A 20,284-nucleotide genomic window follows, 5' to 3' on the forward strand; every position below is an offset into this window, starting at 1 on the left:
AGCCTTTTCAAACATTAATTTGACCTTGACAATTTTGACAACTCTTCTTTGCTGAGCATTCCATCTTTATTGACATCCAATCTGTCAAAATCTCTTGCTAACGGACCATTCACCTCTGATTTGCTTACTTGCTGATCATTATTAGTGTCCATCATCTCAATGATTTTCTCAGGACTAGGAGGCCCTTTGGGACCTCGTCTTGCCCCACCTTCTCCTGATTTTGAAATTGGGCAACCTATTGCCTTGGTAGTAGCAGGGTCAGGAGACTTTCCTGCTTCCAATGCCGCAATCGCATTAGCAACATACCTTTCTTCTACATCTTCGGGAGAATTAGAATTATCGTCAATAGCACCAATATACCTGACGATCAAATCTTTATCTAACAAGAAAACATGTGGTGTTTTGGTAGCGCCATACTTAGGATAAACCTCTTGTTTTTCATCTTTTAGATAAACGAATGGAAACCCCTTTTCTTGAGATCTCGTAACCATATCTTGGAAGCTATTCCCGCCTCCTTCTGCTCCATCATTAGAATTGATTGCAATGACTGGGTATCCTTTGGGAGCCATCTCATCATGTAGTTCTATAAGGCGATCTTCGTAAGCTTTTGCAAAAGGGCATTCATTGCTTGTAAACACCACAATGTATCCGTTAGCATTTTCGACCATGGATAGCGATTGCATTGTGCCATCTACATTCTTTAATTGGAAGTCCTCTGCTTTATCTCCAATTTGATAACCTTTAGCTGAAATTTGAGTCTCTTGCGGTTGAGCGTTACAGCTAACGCTAAAAAATACTAAGCAAAGAGCTAATGAAATAATTTTCATAATAAAGTCTTCTTATTGATTTGTGTTGATGCGTTAGACACTTCTTTATCAATTTCCTTTCCGTCATCTCAAGTTTTTTTTGGCACTTAAAATTTATTTGTACACAACGTAACAAACCATGCCCCTCTAAGCTACCTTCAAAGGGGCATGGCACTCCACAATACACTTATAATTTCATCCAATTCGCAATCACAGGCCCTTGTGCCGTTTGCACCACTATCCTATATAATCCACTCGTCATTGCTGCGCGGGGACGTATACGATAGCGGCCTTCTGCCAGAGCCTCTAGTTCGCCACTCGCAACCAGCTGGCCCAATTCGTTGAATACCTGATAAGGCCAATCGCCGCTTAACTCACTTTCCGGCATTACCAGCATGATTTCACCGGAGCTGGGGTTGGGTGCGACTGTAGCTTTACCCGCCACAGGCAAAGCCACCTGAGGGTAAATACGCCGAATGAGCTGACGTTCTTCTTTACTCAACTCGCTGTCATCAAGTGTGCCGCCATTCATGTAAACATTGAGGTACATGTTGTCCCCTAGTGTTCGTGACAGATTGGAATTGGGCCCAAACCGCAGGGTGCTTCCTGGTGCCAGGTGTGCGTAAGCTTGCTCTCGTTCACTCCCCGTATAGGCAACCAATGCTACTTTGCTATCAATGGTCATGGTGCTGTTTTGTTTCAAGTCTAAATGCCCATCGCGAGCAAGGCCAAGGACACCAATTCCTGAATGTCCATAATCAAAAACAGCTTCCTCTTTTACCGCCAAGGTACCCCCTGTTTGAAACATAAGACATGACCGCTTATTAGCAAATTCAAATGCACCGCTTCCCATCAGATAAGTTGTATTATCAGGAACGATCAAGTCCACAAAAAAGACCTGGCATAGATTGGGAATCGCATAATCCAGCGTCAGGTTATGCCGTAGCGTATCAGAGCCATCAACTAAACTCCCCCGGACGCCTGTGAATGGTTGAAAAGTAAGCTCATCTTCCGAATCGAAGTAAATAGTCAGATCCAGAACCGTATCTGCTTCAAAACTTGGAATTGCCTCTACGTAGGTGTAATGGTCAAAACTGGGGAAGCCCAGCCCATCTTGCTGAACGTAGTAGTAATCGTAATACTCATCGTCAGGAAATGCCGTCTCACGTAAATAGCCCCGATAAGTAGTTTCATCTATGCCCATGTATTCATAAAATACAAAAGCAAGCACCTGCCCGTAACCGCCCCATGGGCCTTGATAAATGGGGTCCGAAAAAAATTGTCGTGGCTTGAAGGTTAAACCAGAGAGATCTTCTTCCTCAAAAGAAAACTTCATAATATATTCCTGTAAGTAGATACTGTCCAGGTTCTCTGTTGGCCAACAGCCACTGACTTCTTTATAAGCCCCCGACAGTTCTCGTACAACTCGCTGGACAGTACTGTCTGCTGAAAATGGTACAGTATAAATGGCCAGCAAACCAGAACACAATTCATCAGCACAGGTATCCGCAAGAATTACCTGGGCATCCGTCCAGTAGTTGCCAACACTCCGATACATTCCGTTGGTAGGAAGCTGAATCTCCTGATCCTCCATTTTATAGCGAAAGAACAGCGGTAATATAGGGTTCAAGGTCTCCAGGTCTAGTATCCAATCGCCATCCATTTCCCGAAAACTGAGGCAGCGAGAGCTATCCAATGTACCATCCCAGGTGCCTTCTAATGTTTGGTACACCGACCACTCCGTTGGCAAAACCACCAAGTCGGTCGTATCAAACGGACAAGCTTGTTCAGAAAAGTGTTGCTGGATTTGGTCGCTATCCGAGGAAGGAATAATATCCTGGCTCATCGCAAGAAACGGCAGGATAAAGCATAGCAAAAATGTAGTTGTAGAGCGCATAAGAGAAAGGTTTTTAAGTAGTTACCTCTTAAAAATAAAGAATCTAACATTGATATGCTCTAAAGAATCAGCGTTCGTAGGGTAGCTGACAGAATATTAGTTGCACTTCCTTCAAAAGCCTTACTTTTGAAAAATAATGAAGAAATCAATTTACACATTACTCCATTTAGGGTTTTGGCTTGGGTACTTGGTACTGGTGCTGATCGTGTTTTTCCTTGGAACCCAAGGAGAGGGTTTCGAAGTGGGGGATGGCCGCTATTATTTTTCTTTTGTTACAGGAGGAGCCGTCGTTCCTGCCGTCGTTTCTTTCTATGCTTGTTTCTATCATCTTTTTAATCACTACCTACAAAAGCAAAAAGTATTCCAAGCCGTTACTGGAGGGCTATTGATTGCGGTGGGGGCGGTGGCGATAGGCGTGCTTTTTGTAGCGCTCACTTCCTCTATAGCGCTGGGGTGTATTCAACAAGGCCTGCCTTACGCTTTGGGCTTTATGTTTGCAATAGCGCTCGTTTTCGGGATTATTGCCCTGGTCATCAAAGGTTTTCTGACCTGGTTTGATGAGCTAAAGCTAAAAGAAGAGTTGGTAGAAAAGAATCATCAAATGGAGCTGGCGCTGGTTAAAGCACAACTCGACCCACATTTTCTCTTCAATACCATTAATAATATTGATGTACTGATTGCGAAAGATCCTGAATTGGCCTCCAACTACCTGATTAAGCTATCAGACATGATGCGCTTTATGCTCTACGAAACCAAAGCAGAAGCTATTCCCCTGGCGCAAGAATTAGCATACATTGAAAAATATGTTCAACTGCAACAAATCAGAACCGCAAATAGCAATTACGTAAATTATCAAGTCGAGGGTACCCCCGCCAACAGAAAGGTCGCTCCTATGATCTTTATCCCTTTTATTGAAAATGCGTTTAAGCATACCGGAAACAAAAAAACGAAGGAAGCGGTAGCTATCAAGATTCAAATTGAAAAAGAAGCTATTCTATTTAGCTGTCAAAATAAATTCACTCCACAGAACGCCCCTTCTAATGGGCATAACGGACTGGGAAATGGCCTTATTGAAAAACGTTTGAATTTACTCTACCCTAAAAAACACCGCCTTCATATTGACCAACAGGATGGGTATTACACAGTAGAACTAAAGCTCTTCCATGCAGCGGTATAAATGTATCATCATAGAAGACGAACCTTTGGCACTGGAACGAACCAAAGGATACGTAGAAAAAGTCCCCTTTCTGCAGTTAGATCAGACATTTGAAGATGCACTCGCTGGCCTGAGCTACCTACAGACTCACACCGTCGACATTCTTTTTCTTGATATCAATATGGACGAGCTATCAGGAATAGAGTTATTGGAAAGTACTGCTATCTCCAGTCAGGTTATCATCACCACCGCTTACCAGCAGTACGCCCTCAAAGGTTTCGAACTCAATGTAACCGATTACCTATTGAAGCCGTTTACCTTTCAGCGCTTCCTGCAAGCCGCCAACAAAGCCCAGGAAAATCTGGCTAATCGCACGCCCCAAACAACCATTGAGTTCATTTTTGTAAAAACAGAAAACCGTCTTGAAAAAATACTGGTAGCAAACATCCTATATATCGAAGGAATGCGCGATTATCGCAGAATCCACTGTGTAGACAAAAAAATAATGACCTTGCAAAACTTCGGTGAACTGGAACAAATGTTGCCAGCCCATCTTATTTCTCGCGTTCACAAGTCCTATATGGTAGCCATTGCAAAAATTGATGCCATTGAACGAGGTAGAATTTTAATTGCTGATCAGCGGATTCCAATCTCTGCCACTTACAGAGAGGCTTTTCTAGCAAGAATCAAGGGATAAATTGGCAGATAAAAAACGCTTCCTTGCAGACACATTCCTCCATTTGGTGTATCCTCTTTGCTGTTCGCGTCTAAAGCATCTAATCTTGGCTTTTGAAAACCCTCAAAAGCATATAGAATGGTTTCCGATCTTCAAACAGCGCAGCAAGCAGACCAATTAGCGAAAGCGAACAAGCGCCTTAAAAAACTCAGTCAAGTCCTATTTGCCATCGCCGTTATCGGCCAATGGATGTTTGTGTATTATATTGTCGCTTTCTACGGAGGTATTGCCGTGAGTGGTGAGTACGAAAAAGTTAATGAAGCCCTGGGTCACGGCATCATAAAAGGAGACAGCATGGGCAACCTGATGCTAGGCATACATTTAGCACTGGCTATAGTTGTCACTTTTGGCGGTCCGCTTCAGTTTTCTACCGCCATCAGAAAGCACTTTCCTTTGTTCCATCGCTGGAATGGCCGCATATTTTACCTCACTGCTTTTGTGGTCACTCTTGCTGGCTTGTACATGATTTATACCAGAGGTGCTCATGGTGGAATTACGGGTTTGCTAGGAAATACACTCAACGCAAGTTTGATTATCTGGTTTTCCGTTTTGGCCTGGCGAACAGCCATGCAAAGAGACTTTGTTGCACACAAAAAATGGGCGATTCGGGCATTCTTGATGGTGAGCGGCGTATGGTTTTTCCGCCTGGGCTATGGTATCTGGATTTTAATAACGGGCTTTACTGCACCTGGCACCAATGGCAACCTCAACGGGCCATTTGATATTTTCCTCAGCTTTGCCCACTCGCTGGTTCCTTTGCTCATTCTTGAAGCCTATTTTTATGCCAAACGACATTCCAGCTTGCGCGTAAAGCAGTTCGGAGCTGGGGCACTTATTGGATTAAGTCTATTGATGATAGGGGGGATTGTTATGATAGCCTTAGTGTTTTGGGCACCTCATCTTTGATACGGGAGTAGGGATTTTTTATCTTGAATCACTTAAGTTCACATAAGAACATACAAAGGCTTCTTTTAAAATCCTCGTATATGTAAGTGTGTTTTATAAGAAAACCCTTCTTTGATACGATCAAGTAGGGAGGTACTTACTCCAATTGCATATCTTTGCGCCACCAAATTAGAACCCTTGCTCGAACTGTTTGTTGAGCAAGTATTAGACTGTCCTAACCAATACCGCAACTGATGCAGCAAGTAGCTCCCTACCAACCGCAGCACAAAATTCGCATTGTCACCGCCGCCAGCCTTTTTGATGGCCATGATGCAGCTATTAATATCATGCGCCGAATTATGCAATCCAGCGGGGCAGAGATTATCCACTTGGGCCACAACCGCTCTGTGCAGGATATTGTGGAGACCGCCATTCAAGAAGATGCGCAGGCCATTGCTATCACCTCTTACCAGGGCGGACATACCGAGTTTTTCAAGTATATGCACGACTTGCTGGAAGAACGTGGCGCTAGTCATATCAAGATTGTTGGTGGCGGTGGCGGAACTATCCTACCTTCCGAGATCGAAGAGTTACACGCTTACGGCATCGATCGCATCTACGCACCAGACGATGGTCGTACCCTCGGCTTACAGGGTATGATCAACGATGTTTTAAGCAAAGCAGATTATCCCCTCGGAGAGCAGCTCAACGGAGAAGTGAAAGAATTCACCTCACGTAAAGCTACGGCTGTTGCTCGACTGATCACCGCTGCGGAAAACTACCCAGATGCAAACGCTACCTGGCTAAAGGACATACAGGAAAAAGCAACCGCTATCAAAACACCAGTCCTAGGAATTACCGGCACTGGTGGCGCTGGAAAATCAAGCCTTGTTGACGAGCTCATTCGTCGTTTTTTACGCGATTTCCCGGAAAAGACCTTGGGCATTATTTCTGTCGACCCGTCTAAGCGGCGTACCGGCGGTGCCCTTCTTGGTGACCGCATACGAATGAACGCCGTGAGCCCCGCCATCGCGGGAGACCGTGTGTATATGCGCTCCCTGGCAACCCGTCAGAGTAACCTGGCACTTTCGGCACACGTACAGTCTGCCGTAGATATCCTTAAAGTGGCGGGCTATGACCTCGTCATTCTGGAAACTTCCGGCATTGGCCAATCTGATACGGAAATCATCGACCACTCTGACGTTTCCCTTTATGTGATGACGCCTGAATTTGGTGCCGCTACCCAGCTGGAAAAAATCGACATGCTGGATTTTGCGGACATTATTGCCGTAAATAAATTCGATAAGCGAGGAGCCCTCGACGCTCTCCGCTCCGTCAAGAAACAGTATCAGCGCAATCACCAGCTTTGGGACCAGCCTTTGGAAGAAATGCCCGTTTACGGTGCGATTGCCAGTCAGTTTAATGATCCAGGTGTCAATGCCTTGTACCAATCTTTACTTGCCAAAGTAGATGAGCGCTGTGGTACAACCCTGGCGGCAGCCAGCAGTGGAAGCGCCTTGGGTGAAAGCGAAAAAATATTTATCATTCCTCCTGCACGCGTTCGCTACCTTTCTGAGATTTCCGAGAGTATCCGCTCTTACAACCAATGGGCACAAGATCAGGCAGACATTGCAGATCGTCTTTACAGCATCCAGCAGACCATTGACACCCTGCGGTCGGTCGCTAAAGACGACCCGGAGCGCACAGAAGATTTAGAAAACCTCAAGGAAGAAATCAAACGTGACCTCGATGGTCATAACTGGCATCTACTCGAAGAGTGGGAGTCTAAAGTACAACGCTACACTGCCGACGAATATACTTATCAAGTGCGGGGTCGTGATATCAAAGTGCCAACTTTCACCCAAACGCTTTCCAACACCAAAGTGCCCCGAGTAAGCTTACCGAAATACCGTTCCTGGGGCGACATCCTTCAGTGGAGTCTCCAGGAGAATGTACCCGGAGAGTTTCCCTACGCTGCTGGTGTATTCCCTTTTAAGCGAAAAGGCGAAGACCCTACCCGTATGTTTGCCGGTGAGGGAGGCCCCGAACGCACCAACAAGCGCTTCCATTACCTTTCTTCTGGAATGCCGGCCGCGCGCTTGTCTACCGCTTTTGACTCCGTGACACTTTATGGCGAAGACCCTGATTATCGGCCCGACATTTACGGTAAAGTGGGCAACTCCGGCGTAAGCGTCTGCTGCCTCGATGATGCCAAGAAACTCTACTCCGGTTTTGACCTTTGTGACCCACGCACTTCGGTATCCATGACCATTAACGGGCCCGCGGCTACCATTTGTGCTTTCTTTATGAATGCAGCGGTTGATCAGCAATGTGAATTGTACATCAAAGAGCACGGTCTTGAAGACCAGGTAGAAGCCAAATTTAAAGAACTATATGATGACCAGGGACTAGATCGCCCGGTTTATTACGGCGATTTACCAGAAGGAAACAATGGCTTGGGCTTGATGCTCTTGGGCCTTACTGGCGACCAGGTGCTCGATCCAAAAGTATACGCTGAACTCAGAGCTAAAGCACTCCGCTCTGTACGTGGCACTGTTCAGGCTGATATTCTCAAGGAGGATCAGGCGCAGAACACTTGCATCTTCAGTACCGAGTTTTCACTCAAACTGATGGGCGATGTTCAGGCTTCCTTTATTGAGCATGGCGTGCGCAATTTTTATTCTGTTTCTATCTCCGGTTATCACATCGCAGAAGCGGGGGCCAATCCGATTTCGCAGCTTGCCTTTACTTTGTCCAATGGTTTCACTTTCGTGGAATATTACCTCTCACGAGGGATGAATATCGACGATTTCGCACCCAACTTATCGTTCTTCTTTAGCAATGGTGTGGATGCTGAATACGCCGTTATTGGCCGAGTGGCACGCCGCATTTGGGCGAAAGCCATGAAGCAGAAATACAACGCCAATGATCGGAGTCAGAAGCTGAAGTATCACATTCAAACCAGTGGCCGTAGTTTACACGCACAGGAGATTGACTTCAATGATATCCGTACGACGCTTCAGGCACTTTATGCCATTTACGACAATTGTAACAGCCTTCATACCAATGCTTATGATGAGGCCATCACTACGCCAACGGAGAATAGCGTACGCCGGGCAGTAGCCATTCAGATGATTATCAATCACGAGTTGGGCATGGCCAAAAACGAGAACCCACTCCAAGGCAGTTTCATCATTGAAGAATTGACCGACTTGGTAGAAGAGGCGGTACTGATGGAATTTGATCGCATCACCGAACGAGGTGGCGTACTGGGCGCCATGGAGACCATGTACCAGCGGAATAAAATCCAGGAAGAAAGTATGCACTACGAGATGTTGAAGCATACCGGAGAGCTACCAATTATCGGCGTCAATACCTTCCTCAGTAAAGAAGGTTCACCAACTATCACTCCCGGTGAAGTCATCCGGGCCACTACTGAAGAGAAGGAGCAACAGATTGCCACCTTAGAGCGCCTTAAAAGCGCTAGTAAGCAAGAAGGCGCCGCAGCATTGAAACGTCTCCAGGATGCAGCCGTTGCCAACGAAAACCTCTTCGATGAATTATTGGAAGCTACCAAGTTCTGTTCTTTAGGGCAAATTACTCACGCGCTTTATCAGGTAGGTGGGCAATACCGGAGGAATATGTAAACTATATCCAAACCATTTAGTAATGGATGTATAATGAGGCTTGCCTTTTGGTATTTCTGAAAAGCACGAAATGTCTAGGCAAGCCTCACCTACTTGGTATCATAGAATGATATGCAGAACGCGACCGAAGGGAGTCTTACATCATACCTATCGTTCTAGCCATTTTAAAATCGCTTGGTTTGTTTCTTCTGGCATCTCTTGCTGAATACAATGACCACAATCCAGACTGATCACTTCCACATTAGGCACGAACTCCGGTAGTTTTTCAAACTTTGGAATCATATCCCGTTCGCCATAAATCATGAGAGTGGGGTGTTGAATAATTGGATTCACCTCCGCAAGTAAGTGCCAGTTTCGATCAAGGTTTCTGTACCAATTTATAGCCCCTGTAAACCCTGATGATTCGAAGGCAGAAACGAAAACGGAAAGTTCGCGCTCGCTCATTATCGGATCACCAAATGGTTTTGCTGCTCTTGCAAGGTTAATCATCAGCATTCCTGGTTCCGGCGGCGCGAGTGGTACGTTCTTGCGGAACAGGTTACGAAGAAACCGGGATGTGTTTTCAGCCAATATAGCATCTGCAACACCCGGCTTTCTATTGAAGTGAACAAAATAAAAGTCTCCGCCAAATATCGCTTCCATCAACTCAATCCATGGTCTTTCTCCACGCTCTTGATAGGGTAAAGCCAAGTTTATCACTTTATTTACCCGTTTTGGATGTAACTGTGCCAGTCTCCAAACAACATTTGCTCCCCAATCATGACCGACAAAAATAGCATCTTCGTATCCGTAGTGATCGAGAAGTGCTACGAGGTCTCCTGTCAAGTGTTCAATGTCATAATCGGTTACCTCCGTCGGATGGGATGAGTTACCATAACCGCGTTGATTAGGAACAATAACGTGGAAGCCCGCCGCGACAAGAGCGGGTACTTGATGACGCCAAGAAAAGGCATGTTCTGGAAAGCCATGGCAGAGTACAATAGGGTTTCCTTCATTTTCTCGACCTGCCTCAAAGACCTCTAGTTGCACATCCCTGACTGAAACAAAGGTTGGCTTGGGAAAATCGGTTACCTCGGGTATAGAATTAAATACGTTTGCCATTTTACTTATCATAAAGATTAATTAATGCTGCAAACTTATACCTGACGAGTGACAACCCTATGTCACCTGTTCCTGAAGATTAATGGTATTGGTCAAAATACTCTTGTAACGTCATATTGTGAGGTTCAAATTTTTCAGAGAGAATTTCTATTTTTTGAATTCGGTCTAATCGAAAAAATCGAAATTCTTTACGTAAACGACACATTGCAACCAAATACCAATTTTCGGTACTTAATAGTGCAAACGGCTCTATCAATCTGTTCGTTACCGTTTCCTCCTTATTAATATATTCTATCTTGACAAGCTTATAATTGGTAAGTGCATTTTGCAAATCCGACAAACTACTACTATTCCTTTCTTGATTTTTGACTTCGTTATACTGAGTTCTATTAACAAGTAAATTTGCTTTGTCTTTGATCTTATATTTGAGAATTGATTTTATTTTATCAATTGCCTCCGAATAATCCTTGACAAATGAGGCATCCTTGTTTTTCAATACCAGCTGTTCTGCTAGTATTAAGGCATTTGCTTGTTTTTCGGTAAACATTACCGGTGGTATATTATAACCATCCACCAAAGTGTATCCTTTTTCCTTTTCGGTCAAAATAGGTACACCTGCTCTCTCTAATGTTTTTAAGTCTCTGTAAATAGTTCGTTTGCTGACACCGAATTTTTCAGAAAGACTTGTCGCTGTCAACCTTCCTTTTGTTTGCAATAGAGTCAGAATTGCAGTCAGCCTTGAAATTCTCTTGATATCATCTCCTTGCATTTTAGTTTTTTTAAACGACTTACAACTAAGGTATAGGGTACTGAGGTTTTAATAAACCCCTCACCGGATGTTATACCAAACAACATCTACTTTCTCCCTTGTATAGTGAAGTTATACCAGCGACTACGCCCGAAAAATCTGCCGAATACTGTATGGCCGCTTTCCCTGCGATTCATAATAGGTACGCACCTGGATTTCTACCACAATACCGATGGTTATGAATTGAATTCCGCCTAAAAGAAGAATCAACCCCAGGATCATCAAGGGTTTCCCCCAAATATCCTGGCCCATAACTTTGAGGCCCAAAAGATAGAGATTAATCAACACACCTACTAGAAACATGATAATACCCGAATTGCCAAACAGGTGCATTGGGCGGGCGAGGTAACGCTTAAAGAAAAGCATCAAAAGTAAATCACTGACAACTTTGAAAGTCCGCCCCAAGCCATATTTACTCTCTCCAAACTGCCGGGCGTGGTGCTTGACGGGGATTTGCTGTATCCTCGAAGTCTCCAAACTCACCAGTACAGGGATAAAGCGGTGTAGCTCTCCGTACAAACCTAAATCTTTGGCAACCTCGGCACGCATAACCCTAATTGCACAGCCATAATCGCGTAAATGCACACCAGAAGAAGTACGGATAATGTAGTTGGCAATCCAGCTGGGAATTTTACGTAAGAACATTCCGTCCTGCCGGTTAGCACGCTCACCTGCGACCATGTCCAATTCTTCGGCTTCGGCCATGGCTAGCATCTTGGGCAAATCATCAGGATCATTTTGCAAATCACCATCCATTGTAGCGATAAACTCGCCTTGTGCCACATCAATCCCGGCCATTAAGGCTGCACTTTGGCCATAGTTACGCCTAAACTCTACAATCACAAGCCGCTTATACAGCTCCTTTCGTAATGTTTTCAGCGTCCGATCAGTAGAACCATCATCAACATAGATCAATTCGTACTCAACATCTTTTAGAGCCGTTTTGATTTTTTGGATCAATGGCACTACATTTTCTTCTTCATTGAAGACCGTAACTATTACCGATAACTTTATTGACATAAGGTGGATATCATCGCTAAGAAAAAGACAAAGGTCTGAATTTTTCTGCTTTTAAAAGGCTTCCTGGGCATCCAAGAACCTTTAAGCTTCAATTATCCATTCGCCCCACGCTCTTTCCTGAGCTTTTCCAGCCTTGTTTTATAGAGATACTGAGGGGTTGCTGCGTAAAGTTCTTCGAACAAGCGTATAGCCAAATCACGAGCTGTTTTATCAACAGGTAGGAGTATGAAACGAATATAAGCAGCCTCAGCTTGCTGCTCTGTACTGAGGGGCCGTTTTTTTAAATCATCTAGTAATAACAATGCCTCGTTTGTATGACCATGCAGGTATAAAGCACGTATTTCCAAAGCACAAGCATTAAAAATAAGATCAGGGTTTCCTAATTCTTTTGCCAGCGCCATTGCTTCTTTTTCTACTTCTAACAACTCCGCTACCCGTTTAACTTTTATCAAAACGAGCCCCTTCTCTATCAGACTGGAACAGAGAACAATTTTGTGATTGATCTTCCGAGTTACTTCAATCGCCCGATCATAGAAATGTAGGCTTCGATCGTATTCCTCGGTAAAGAAAAAGATATCTCCCAGGGTATTAACCGCCTTAGCGATTCCCTTCTGATAGCCTAGTTCTTCGCAAAGCATCAAGTTCTTTTGCATATACTCTACGGCCGGATAAAAATCTCCTACCAGCTTGAGTAAATCACCAACAAGGCCCAGTGCAATTGCTATGCCTTGTTTATCACCGAGCTCTTCTGTCAACTGGAGGTCTCTGCGAAAAAGGTCCATCGCTCGCTCATAATCCCCTTGCTGTTGAATGACTAAACCTAACGACCCCATCGCAATAGAGACGAGTTGTTTATTTCCTAGTTCTTCCGCTAATTTCAAGCCTTCTTCATAGCTTTCTCCAGCATCAGAATAGTCGCCTTTCTCGTATTGGACAATTCCCAGGTTGACCAGTAAGACCGCCATACCTTGCTTATCATTGCGTTGGCGATGTAGTGGCAGTTGTTTTTGCACAACAGCAATTCCTTCTTCCAGTTGTCCCTGGTTCATGTGCGTAAGAGCCAGGTTCGCTACCACCTGTGCACTCCCCGTAGAAGCACCCGTACCGTAGCCCGAATCCAAGCTGCGTTCAAAACACTCTTGCGCTTCAGGGTACTCCCCCAGCCGAAGATGAAGATTCCCCAAGTGACCATTAACTTTAGCAAAACCAATCTTGTCATCAATTGATTCAAATAAACCTGCAGCTGTATTGAGGTAAGATGCAGCTTTGTCGTATTCGCCTCTAAGTAGCAGTAGATGCCCCAAATGATTATTGGCCTCCCCAATCATCACCACATCCCTTGAACTCTTTGCCAATTCCAGCGAACGACGGAAAGCTTCCTCACTCTCCTTCCAATTGCCGATGAGTTGTAGTAACTTTCCTCGCTTTAAATGGGTCTGTATTTCATCCGCACTATCCGCCTTGGCACCAAGATAACTGAGCAGTTTTTCATAGTATTCCAGCGCTAATTGGTTCTGGTAGTTATTACGCGCGTGATCAGCTGCTTTACGTAAGTATTCACAGGTTTTATTAAATACGCCCGCCTGTTCATAATGAAAAGCCAGGTCAACGTAGCGGCTCTCTAATTGCCAGGGATAAATTCTTTCAATAGCCTCCGCAATTAAGCGATGTAACTGCTTGAGGCGTGTTTGCAGCTGCATACTATACACCGCTTCACGCAACAGGCTATGCCGGAAAATATACCGCAACTCATTCATCGCCATCCAAATCTGCACCTGCTCCGCCGATTTTATTTCTTCTTTCAGCAATGCTGCACTATCCAGATAACGATCTGCAAATAAACCCTGGGCACGCATAACTTCTGACAAAATAGGAATGTCAAATTCGCGGCCAATTACTGCCGCCGCCTTTACAGTTTCTCTTACCTGCTCGGACAAACGATCTATCCTTGCCGTAAGGATGGCATTGATAGAATTAGACAACTTGACATTTTCGTCCTTGATCGTCCATTTATCTTCATCTTGAGTGAGTAAACCACTCTCGGTGAAATACTCTAAAATCTGCTCCAGGTAAAACGGGTTATTATTCGTCGTTCGAATGAGCATAGCGTGAAATGCCTCAGAAATAGGCCCACCAAGTATCGACTCGGCAAATACACGTACACTTTCTTCCGGTAGATTTTTTAGCTCTATTTCCAAATACGGGAGCTCCAATCGAGCAACAGTAGTTGGTGTTAACGGATATGGTTTAGATCCCTCATCGTTGTACCTGGAAGTAATCAGTAGAAACAATGGATAGTGAGGCATCTGTCGGGTGAGTTCCTGTAGCAACTCCGCTGAACTATCATCCAACCAATGGCTATCTTCCAGCTCAACAATCAATGGTTTCAACTGGCTTTCGGCAATCAGTAAATTAATGATCGACCAAATGGTATTTTGATAACGCCCTTTGGCATCCAATTGCTCCCACAGGGAATTTTCGGAAGAAAGCCCCAGTAATGCAATCAACACCGGTCGGGTTCTTTCCAACTCTCGGAGGGTAAGCTCTACCCCCTCCGTATTAAGCTCGATAAGTTGTTCCCTCAGTAGCCTAAAACGGTTGTTAAAATTGAGCCGGTTCGTAAAGTCATTTTCTTCGGGCGATTGCTCAAAATAATTTTGCAGAAAATAGAGAAACGGGTTGAAAGGCTTGTGCAAAATCTGATCAGCCTGGCATACAAACCACTGAAGACGATTACCATCTAAAAGAAGATTGCGCAATTCAAAAGTCAATCGGCTTTTACCAACACCAGCTTCTCCAAAAATATATGCGACTCCAGCATTACTGTGTTCAAAAAGCGGCTCCGCAAAATCAATTATTTTTTTAAGCTCCTCATCCCGGGCAATCAACTTCCCTGTATAAGTAGGCTTAACATTGAAATTACGCCCTAGTAATTTATAGGTAGGTACATTCCCTTTGATCCCTTTGTATTTGATATTTCCAGTATGCAAAAACCGAAAGCTACTAGCTTTTTGAATCTCTTCATCAGCGAAAAACTCTCCCCATTCTGCATTGGTCATCAAACGGGCAGCCAAGTTGACTCGGTTACCAACACAAGCGTACTGACAACGTTCGTAACCTCCAACAATACCGGTATAGGCATTACCTACCGTCATTCCGGCCCTGATTTTCCAGTCATGCTTTTCTTGGGTAGGCCGGAGTCTCTCTCTCAGACTAAGCAAAAATTCCAGCGCACGATCAACATTATTTTCAAAAGCCACAGGAGCACCAAAAAAGATGGTAATGACGCCCCCTTTATCTCCAAAGTCTATTTCCTTAAAATAACCAGAAAATGTTGCCGTTTGCCGCAAAACAATCTCCGAAAACTCATTGAGTTCCTCATGATTACTAACACCGTCAAAAGATAAGAAAATGGAAACTACTGGTCGAAATTCACCTTCCTGCTTGTAGTCTACTACCGCTTCAGGTAAAAATATCAAAGCCGTCTCTCGGTCTAACTCATCGCATTCTAATGGCGGAGGAAAACCTGTAATATTAATGGTGCTCGTCACCCGGTAAGCATCTTCACCCACAGGATCTAACTCGAGTGTATGATCTGGCAAACGCCGTAAAAGAGAACCATCAATAACGATATCCTGATTCTCTGCCAGCGTCTGACAATAAGCACAACTATCAACGGGTTGTCCTCGGAAATAAAAACCCTTCGGGTCGGAACCAACAATACCCCACTCCACATCGCCAAAGCTCAAACCAAACTTGAGGCCGATCGTAAAGTTTCCAAAACGGTTCTTCCGTCGCTGAAACAAGGCGCGTGCCATGGCCGCTGTTTGGATGAGTGCTTCTGCACTTTGTCGTTCATCTTCCGCCGGAAATATCGCCGTGAAGGCATCACCCGCAAAGTAAGGGATAAAGCCACCACGGGCGTAAACCAGGCGAATAAGGGGTTCAAAGATTTCGTTTAGAACGATAGAAAGTCGTTCTGCTCCGGCATTACCTTCGCGCATCAGCCCTTCGGTCAACGGTGTAAAACCCTTTAAATCAATAAACAAGGTGAACGCACGCAAATCTCCTTGCTGTTCGTTCGCCAATAGGCGCTCATGAATAAAGTATGGAATAAGATGCTTCACCGTCGCTATTAAGGTATCTCTTCGTGCTGGCTTTGTTTAGTAGCCATTGAGCAATCATTGGGCAAATTACAAAGTTTTGGGAAATCCCCACCCTTCATATACCTCTAGTAAACTGAATTTATGCCTTTACAAGTATCCCTCGTTGTAGAAAGTAGTGTTTTTGCACCACCCACCCGGCTGTTGGCATCTTTGAGAATCAAATATTTAGAAGACTAAATAGCTTTTTTTTTCTTCGTAATTAGATATTGACCCGCTACTAGTATATCCAAAACCAAAACCTCATGAAATCCCCTACATTATTGCTTTGGCTCTTGCTGCCTATCCTGGGACAGGCAGCCAACGGCATTGACCCTGACAAAAAAGAAGTAAACGCTGTAATTACCAATCAAGCCCCCGTAATTGACGGCGTACTAGATGATGAAGCTTGGTTAAATGCCCTTCCAGCAGGAGATTTTATCCAAAACCGACCCGTTCCCGGGCAATCAGCCAGTGCCAAAACAGAAGTGCGAATATTGTACGACGATACAGGCATCTATATTGGCGCCATGATGTATGATGATAAGCCCTCTGGTATTCAAAAAGAATTGTCCGAACGAGACAATCTCGCCAATACCGATTGGTTTGGAGTTATTATTGACGCTTACCGAGACGGGATCAATGGTTTTGGTTTTATCGTATCTGCTGCCAATGTACAATTCGATACCAAATATTCTACTTTTGGGGAAGATGAAGGCTGGGATGCCGTATGGCAAAGCAAGGTCAACATCAATAGTCAAGGCTGGGTTGCAGAAATAATGATTCCCTATTCTGCCCTCCGTTTCCCTGAAACAGAAGAACAAATATGGCACCTAAACTTGGTACGCTCTGTTGCGCTTACGCAGGAAAAAAGCTTCTGGAGTGAGGTTGACCCCCAAGTTAATGGTTTCCTTAACCAGGCAGGCTACCTCACTGGACTAAAAAATATCTCTTCTCCTGTACGCTTACAAGCTACTCCGTTCATTGCTTTTTATGGGCAACAGCATCACGATGCTTCCGCCGAAACGGTAAACACTTACGGGCGTAGCTTTAACGGCGGTATGGACATCAAATGGGGCTTATCCGATGCCTTTACGCTGGACATGACTCTCATTCCTGATTTTGGTGAAGCACAGTCAGATAATCAAGTGCTCAATCTTTCTCCTTTTGAGGTTCGTTTCAACGAAAATCGACCCTTTTTCACAGAAGGAACCGAACTTTTCAACAAAGGAGGCTTGTTCTATTCCCGGCGTATTGGCGGCCAACCACTCAATTATGGAAATATCTATGATGAATATGCAGAGGAAGATATTTTAAGCAACCCATCACAAAGTCAACTTTACAATGCGACCAAAGTTTCTGGGCGCACAGCAAAAGGCCTTGGCGTAGGGTTTTTCAATGCTACTTCGGGTCGTACCTATGCCAGAGTTCGAGACACGGAACTAGGAGAAACAAATATCCTTTCTGACCCTTTGACCAATTATAACGTACTCGTCCTTGATCAAAACTTACCCCACAACTCTTACGCTACACTCATTAACACGACCGTTCTTAGGGAAGGCGATCACTATGATGCCAACGTTACCGGCACCGATTTCCTATTACGCAACAAAGCCAACACTTATTCTATTGGCGGGCGTGTTGCAGTGAGTCAGAAATACTACACGGAGCAAACCGACCTGGGACATACTACTGCTCTCCGCTTACGAAAAACAAGCGGCAAGATTCAAGCGGGCCTAAACTACTCCGAAGAAAGTGACACCTATGACCCCAATGACCTCGGTTTCCTAAACAACAACAATGAACGCAATTTCAGTGGCTTTATAGAATATAATCAATTTGAAGCATTTGGTCGGTTTAATCGAGGAGGCATAGGGCTTTTTGCAAATTACAATCGACTCTACAAACCAAGTGTATACACCGGCTGGGGTTTTAATGTATGGACATACGCGGAAAGTAAGTCTTTCTGGAATTACAATGTTTGGTTTAACCTATCCCCTTCTCGAGAAAACAACTACTTTGAAGCAAGAGAAAATGGCCGTGTTTGGCGTCTTCCTGCTTCAGGAAGTGCTGGTTTCTGGATGGGATCTGATCGCCGAAAGCGAGTGAGAGTTTCTCTGAACGGCGATTATTGGGCAGCCACAGAGAACAACTGGAACAACATTTCCGGAGAAGTAAGCCTTCGTTTCAGGGTAAGTGATCGTCTTAATTTCAACCTTGGCGTAGAACAAAATCTCAGTCACAACGATGCTGGCTATGTTAATGACCAAGAAACCGAAGTCATCGACCCTATTTCAGGGCAAACCAGTACCCGAAAGGATATTTTCTTTGGCCGGCGTAATAGAAAAACAGTCGAGACTTTTTTCCGAACCAACTATACCTTTAATGCCAATATGACCCTTGGTTGTCGGATGCGACATTACTGGTCTACCGTGGATTATCAGCGTTTTCATCAGTTAGATGATGATGGTCAACTAATTGACACCAACTACCGTGGCCAACATAATAACGACTTTGATGCTTTCAATATAGACCTTGTCTATCGCTGGCGTTTTGCCCCAGGTTCTGATATTTTTGTCGTCTGGAAAAACAGTTTATTCAGCGAAAGCGAAGAAATTTCCCCTGATTATTTCCGCAATCTGAATGGCCTGTTTCAATCCCCCCAAGACAATAGTGTTTCTATAAAGGTCATCTACTTTTTAGATTATGCGTCACTGACAAGACGTTAAAGCCTTGTACAAGCAGCGTAACAATGGCTTTTTTCGTTTATCTTTGGTGAGGACCTCGCAATGTGTTGTTTAACTACGCATTGCCCAAGCACTTGGTTTTATGGAAATCGCCTTGTCCATCAACTATAATGAGCGCGACTTAATTAGCGCTTGCGTCCGCAAAGAGCGGTGGGCTCAGCAGGTACTGTATGAAGAATTCTACAGTCCGCTGATGGCCATTTGTTTGCGCTATTCGCACCATGAGGACGAAGCGATGGACTTACTGCATGAAAGTTTTATTAAAATTTTCCGCAGTATTAATAAATATCAACCAGGTACCTCTTTGGGGGCTTGGATGCGCAGAATCACGGTGAATACTGCCATTGATTATTACCGACGAAAAGTACGTCGGCGAACAGAAAACATTGATCAGGCTTTTGACTTGAGCACCGAAGAAGCTGACGCGATTAGCAAGTGTAGCGAGCAAGAAATCCTAGCTGCTATCCAAAAACTAACGCCAGCCTATCGAACGGTCTTTAACCTATATGTTATTGAAGGTTATTCGCACAAGGAAATCGCAGAGCAATTGAAAATTACAGAAAGTACCTCGCGATCAAACCTGGTAAAAGCCAGATCTAAATTGCAGGTTTTACTGAAAGGACAACATGGACGTGGAAAAGGGAAATAACAATTTGGACCGAATCATTCGGAACAAGGTAAACCAGGTTAAACCTGTGTTTAAACCCGGAAGCTGGGATCAACTGGCTGCCCGCCTTGATGAAGTCGATGTTAATGATGCCTTCGATGAAGAAATAGGCGAACGCCTGCAACGGATGCATGTTCCTTATCAGCAAAATTCATGGGCAATACTCGCTGCTCGCCTTGAACTAGAGCGCCGACGTGTACAAGCTATTACCCATTACAAGATTATGGAGCTCTCGCTCCTCCTTTTGCTCTTTATTACCGCTTGGCAGCATCTTCCTACTGCACCCACTGTTCCAGCAACTCCTCCTCCTGGCATTCCTTTTGCTTCTACTGCTCCGTCACTGTCCCCTAACGATCAGGATGGGTCCTCTGCCATTGCAAGTAGTTCTGTTTCTGATTATCAAGCTGCGCCCTCTTCAACAGAGGATACTTTAGCTGCTGAAAAAAGCGACAGTGATTTAATAAAATATTTCCAAGAAGTTAATCAGCTTAAGGAAGCTGCTCAACGCCCTATTTTCGCTAGTGCTGAACCGCTGCCAACCAATGACTTAAATCGAATTCCTTACGAAGTCGATGCACAACAACAACTCAAGCAGTTCTTCGCTGAAAAAACGGAAACGATCAGCACACCAAGTGATGATTTCCATAAAGAAGGAGCGCTTGCTGCACTTGA

At 44.5% G+C, this 20,284-nt stretch carries 12 protein-coding genes and 1 pseudogene; 7 read left to right on the forward strand and 6 right to left on the reverse strand.

Going from position 1 to position 20,284, the window contains the following annotated elements; genetic code table 11:
* Window positions 1-14: 14 nt before the first annotated feature.
* Together ACRBG0_RS11170 and ACRBG0_RS11175 are read right to left on the reverse strand one after the other, a co-directional pair.
* Window positions 15-827 carry a redoxin domain-containing protein gene (locus tag ACRBG0_RS11170; RefSeq protein WP_431486972.1) on the reverse strand — a complete coding sequence of 271 codons (813 nt, stop codon included), beginning with the start codon at window positions 825-827 and terminating at the stop codon, window positions 15-17.
* 166 nt (window positions 828-993) lie between these two features.
* Entirely contained in the window at window positions 994-2,703 is a 1,710-nt protein-coding gene (locus tag ACRBG0_RS11175) for a hypothetical protein (protein WP_431486973.1), read from the reverse strand.
* Window positions 2,704-2,839: 136 nt separating this feature from the next.
* Between ACRBG0_RS11175 and ACRBG0_RS11180 the strand changes: the two genes are divergently transcribed.
* From ACRBG0_RS11180 to ACRBG0_RS11195, 4 genes are all read left to right on the forward strand, one after another.
* Window positions 2,840-3,880, forward strand: a complete 1,041-nt coding sequence (locus tag ACRBG0_RS11180) for a sensor histidine kinase (protein ID WP_431486974.1) — start codon at window positions 2,840-2,842, stop codon at window positions 3,878-3,880.
* A complete protein-coding gene (locus tag ACRBG0_RS11185) occupies window positions 3,867-4,556 on the forward strand; it encodes a LytR/AlgR family response regulator transcription factor (RefSeq protein WP_431486975.1) in 690 nt (229 codons plus the stop codon). Before ACRBG0_RS11180 ends, ACRBG0_RS11185 begins: the two co-directional genes overlap by 14 nt.
* 117 nt (window positions 4,557-4,673) lie before the next feature.
* Window positions 4,674-5,501 (forward strand): DUF2306 domain-containing protein, encoded by an 828-nt coding sequence (locus tag ACRBG0_RS11190; RefSeq protein WP_431486976.1) that lies wholly within the window; start codon window positions 4,674-4,676, stop codon window positions 5,499-5,501.
* 233 nt (window positions 5,502-5,734) lie between these two features.
* Window positions 5,735-9,127, forward strand: a complete 3,393-nt coding sequence (locus ACRBG0_RS11195) for a methylmalonyl-CoA mutase family protein (RefSeq protein ID WP_431486977.1) — start codon at window positions 5,735-5,737, stop codon at window positions 9,125-9,127.
* Between the two features lie 147 nt (window positions 9,128-9,274).
* On the opposite strand, the gene ACRBG0_RS11200 is transcribed toward ACRBG0_RS11195, so the two are convergent.
* The 4 genes from ACRBG0_RS11200 to ACRBG0_RS11215 form a co-directional block, all read right to left on the reverse strand.
* Window positions 9,275-10,228 carry an alpha/beta fold hydrolase gene (locus ACRBG0_RS11200; RefSeq protein ID WP_431486978.1) on the reverse strand — a complete coding sequence of 318 codons (954 nt, stop codon included), beginning with the start codon at window positions 10,226-10,228 and terminating at the stop codon, window positions 9,275-9,277.
* Between the two features lie 79 nt (window positions 10,229-10,307).
* Window positions 10,308-10,997 (reverse strand): helix-turn-helix transcriptional regulator, encoded by a 690-nt coding sequence (locus ACRBG0_RS11205; RefSeq protein WP_431486979.1) that lies wholly within the window; start codon window positions 10,995-10,997, stop codon window positions 10,308-10,310.
* A 123-nt stretch (window positions 10,998-11,120) separates the two neighbouring features.
* A complete protein-coding gene (locus tag ACRBG0_RS11210) occupies window positions 11,121-12,056 on the reverse strand; it encodes a glycosyltransferase family 2 protein (protein ID WP_020537182.1) in 936 nt (311 codons plus the stop codon).
* A 92-nt stretch (window positions 12,057-12,148) separates the two neighbouring features.
* Entirely contained in the window at window positions 12,149-16,183 is a 4,035-nt protein-coding gene (locus ACRBG0_RS11215; protein WP_431486980.1) for a tetratricopeptide repeat protein, read from the reverse strand.
* A 281-nt stretch (window positions 16,184-16,464) separates the two neighbouring features.
* Between ACRBG0_RS11215 and ACRBG0_RS11220 the strand changes: the two genes are divergently transcribed.
* From ACRBG0_RS11220 to ACRBG0_RS11230, 3 genes and pseudogenes are all read left to right on the forward strand, one after another.
* Window positions 16,465-18,927, forward strand: coding sequence for a DUF5916 domain-containing protein (locus tag ACRBG0_RS11220; protein WP_431486981.1), 2,463 nt, complete (start codon window positions 16,465-16,467; stop codon window positions 18,925-18,927).
* 100 nt (window positions 18,928-19,027) lie between these two features.
* The gene (locus ACRBG0_RS11225; RefSeq protein ID WP_431486982.1) at window positions 19,028-19,594 is read left to right on the forward strand and encodes an RNA polymerase sigma factor; all 567 of its coding nucleotides are present in this window, start codon (window positions 19,028-19,030) and stop codon (window positions 19,592-19,594) included.
* Between the two features lie 46 nt (window positions 19,595-19,640).
* A pseudogene (locus tag ACRBG0_RS11230) lies at window positions 19,641-20,284 on the forward strand (hypothetical protein); the annotation flags it as partial.

Origin of the sequence: Lewinella sp. (assembly GCF_050633125.1) — a bacterium.
Classification (GTDB): domain Bacteria; phylum Bacteroidota; class Bacteroidia; order Chitinophagales; family Saprospiraceae; genus Lewinella.

Coding starts and splice junctions, on each gene's coding strand:
- ACRBG0_RS11185 (WP_431486975.1), top strand. CDS start 3,867: ATGCAGCGGTATAAATGTATCATCATAGAAGACGAACCTTTGGCACTG.
- ACRBG0_RS11200 (WP_431486978.1), bottom strand. CDS start 10,228: ATGGCAAACGTATTTAATTCTATACCCGAGGTAACCGATTTTCCCAAG.
- ACRBG0_RS11170 (WP_431486972.1), bottom strand. CDS start 827: ATGAAAATTATTTCATTAGCTCTTTGCTTAGTATTTTTTAGCGTTAGC.
- ACRBG0_RS11175 (WP_431486973.1), bottom strand. CDS start 2,703: ATGCGCTCTACAACTACATTTTTGCTATGCTTTATCCTGCCGTTTCTT.
- ACRBG0_RS11220 (WP_431486981.1), top strand. CDS start 16,465: ATGAAATCCCCTACATTATTGCTTTGGCTCTTGCTGCCTATCCTGGGA.
- ACRBG0_RS11210 (WP_020537182.1), bottom strand. CDS start 12,056: ATGTCAATAAAGTTATCGGTAATAGTTACGGTCTTCAATGAAGAAGAA.
- ACRBG0_RS11195 (WP_431486977.1), top strand. CDS start 5,735: ATGCAGCAAGTAGCTCCCTACCAACCGCAGCACAAAATTCGCATTGTC.
- ACRBG0_RS11190 (WP_431486976.1), top strand. CDS start 4,674: ATGGTTTCCGATCTTCAAACAGCGCAGCAAGCAGACCAATTAGCGAAA.
- ACRBG0_RS11205 (WP_431486979.1), bottom strand. CDS start 10,997: ATGCAAGGAGATGATATCAAGAGAATTTCAAGGCTGACTGCAATTCTG.
- ACRBG0_RS11225 (WP_431486982.1), top strand. CDS start 19,028: ATGGAAATCGCCTTGTCCATCAACTATAATGAGCGCGACTTAATTAGC.
- ACRBG0_RS11180 (WP_431486974.1), top strand. CDS start 2,840: ATGAAGAAATCAATTTACACATTACTCCATTTAGGGTTTTGGCTTGGG.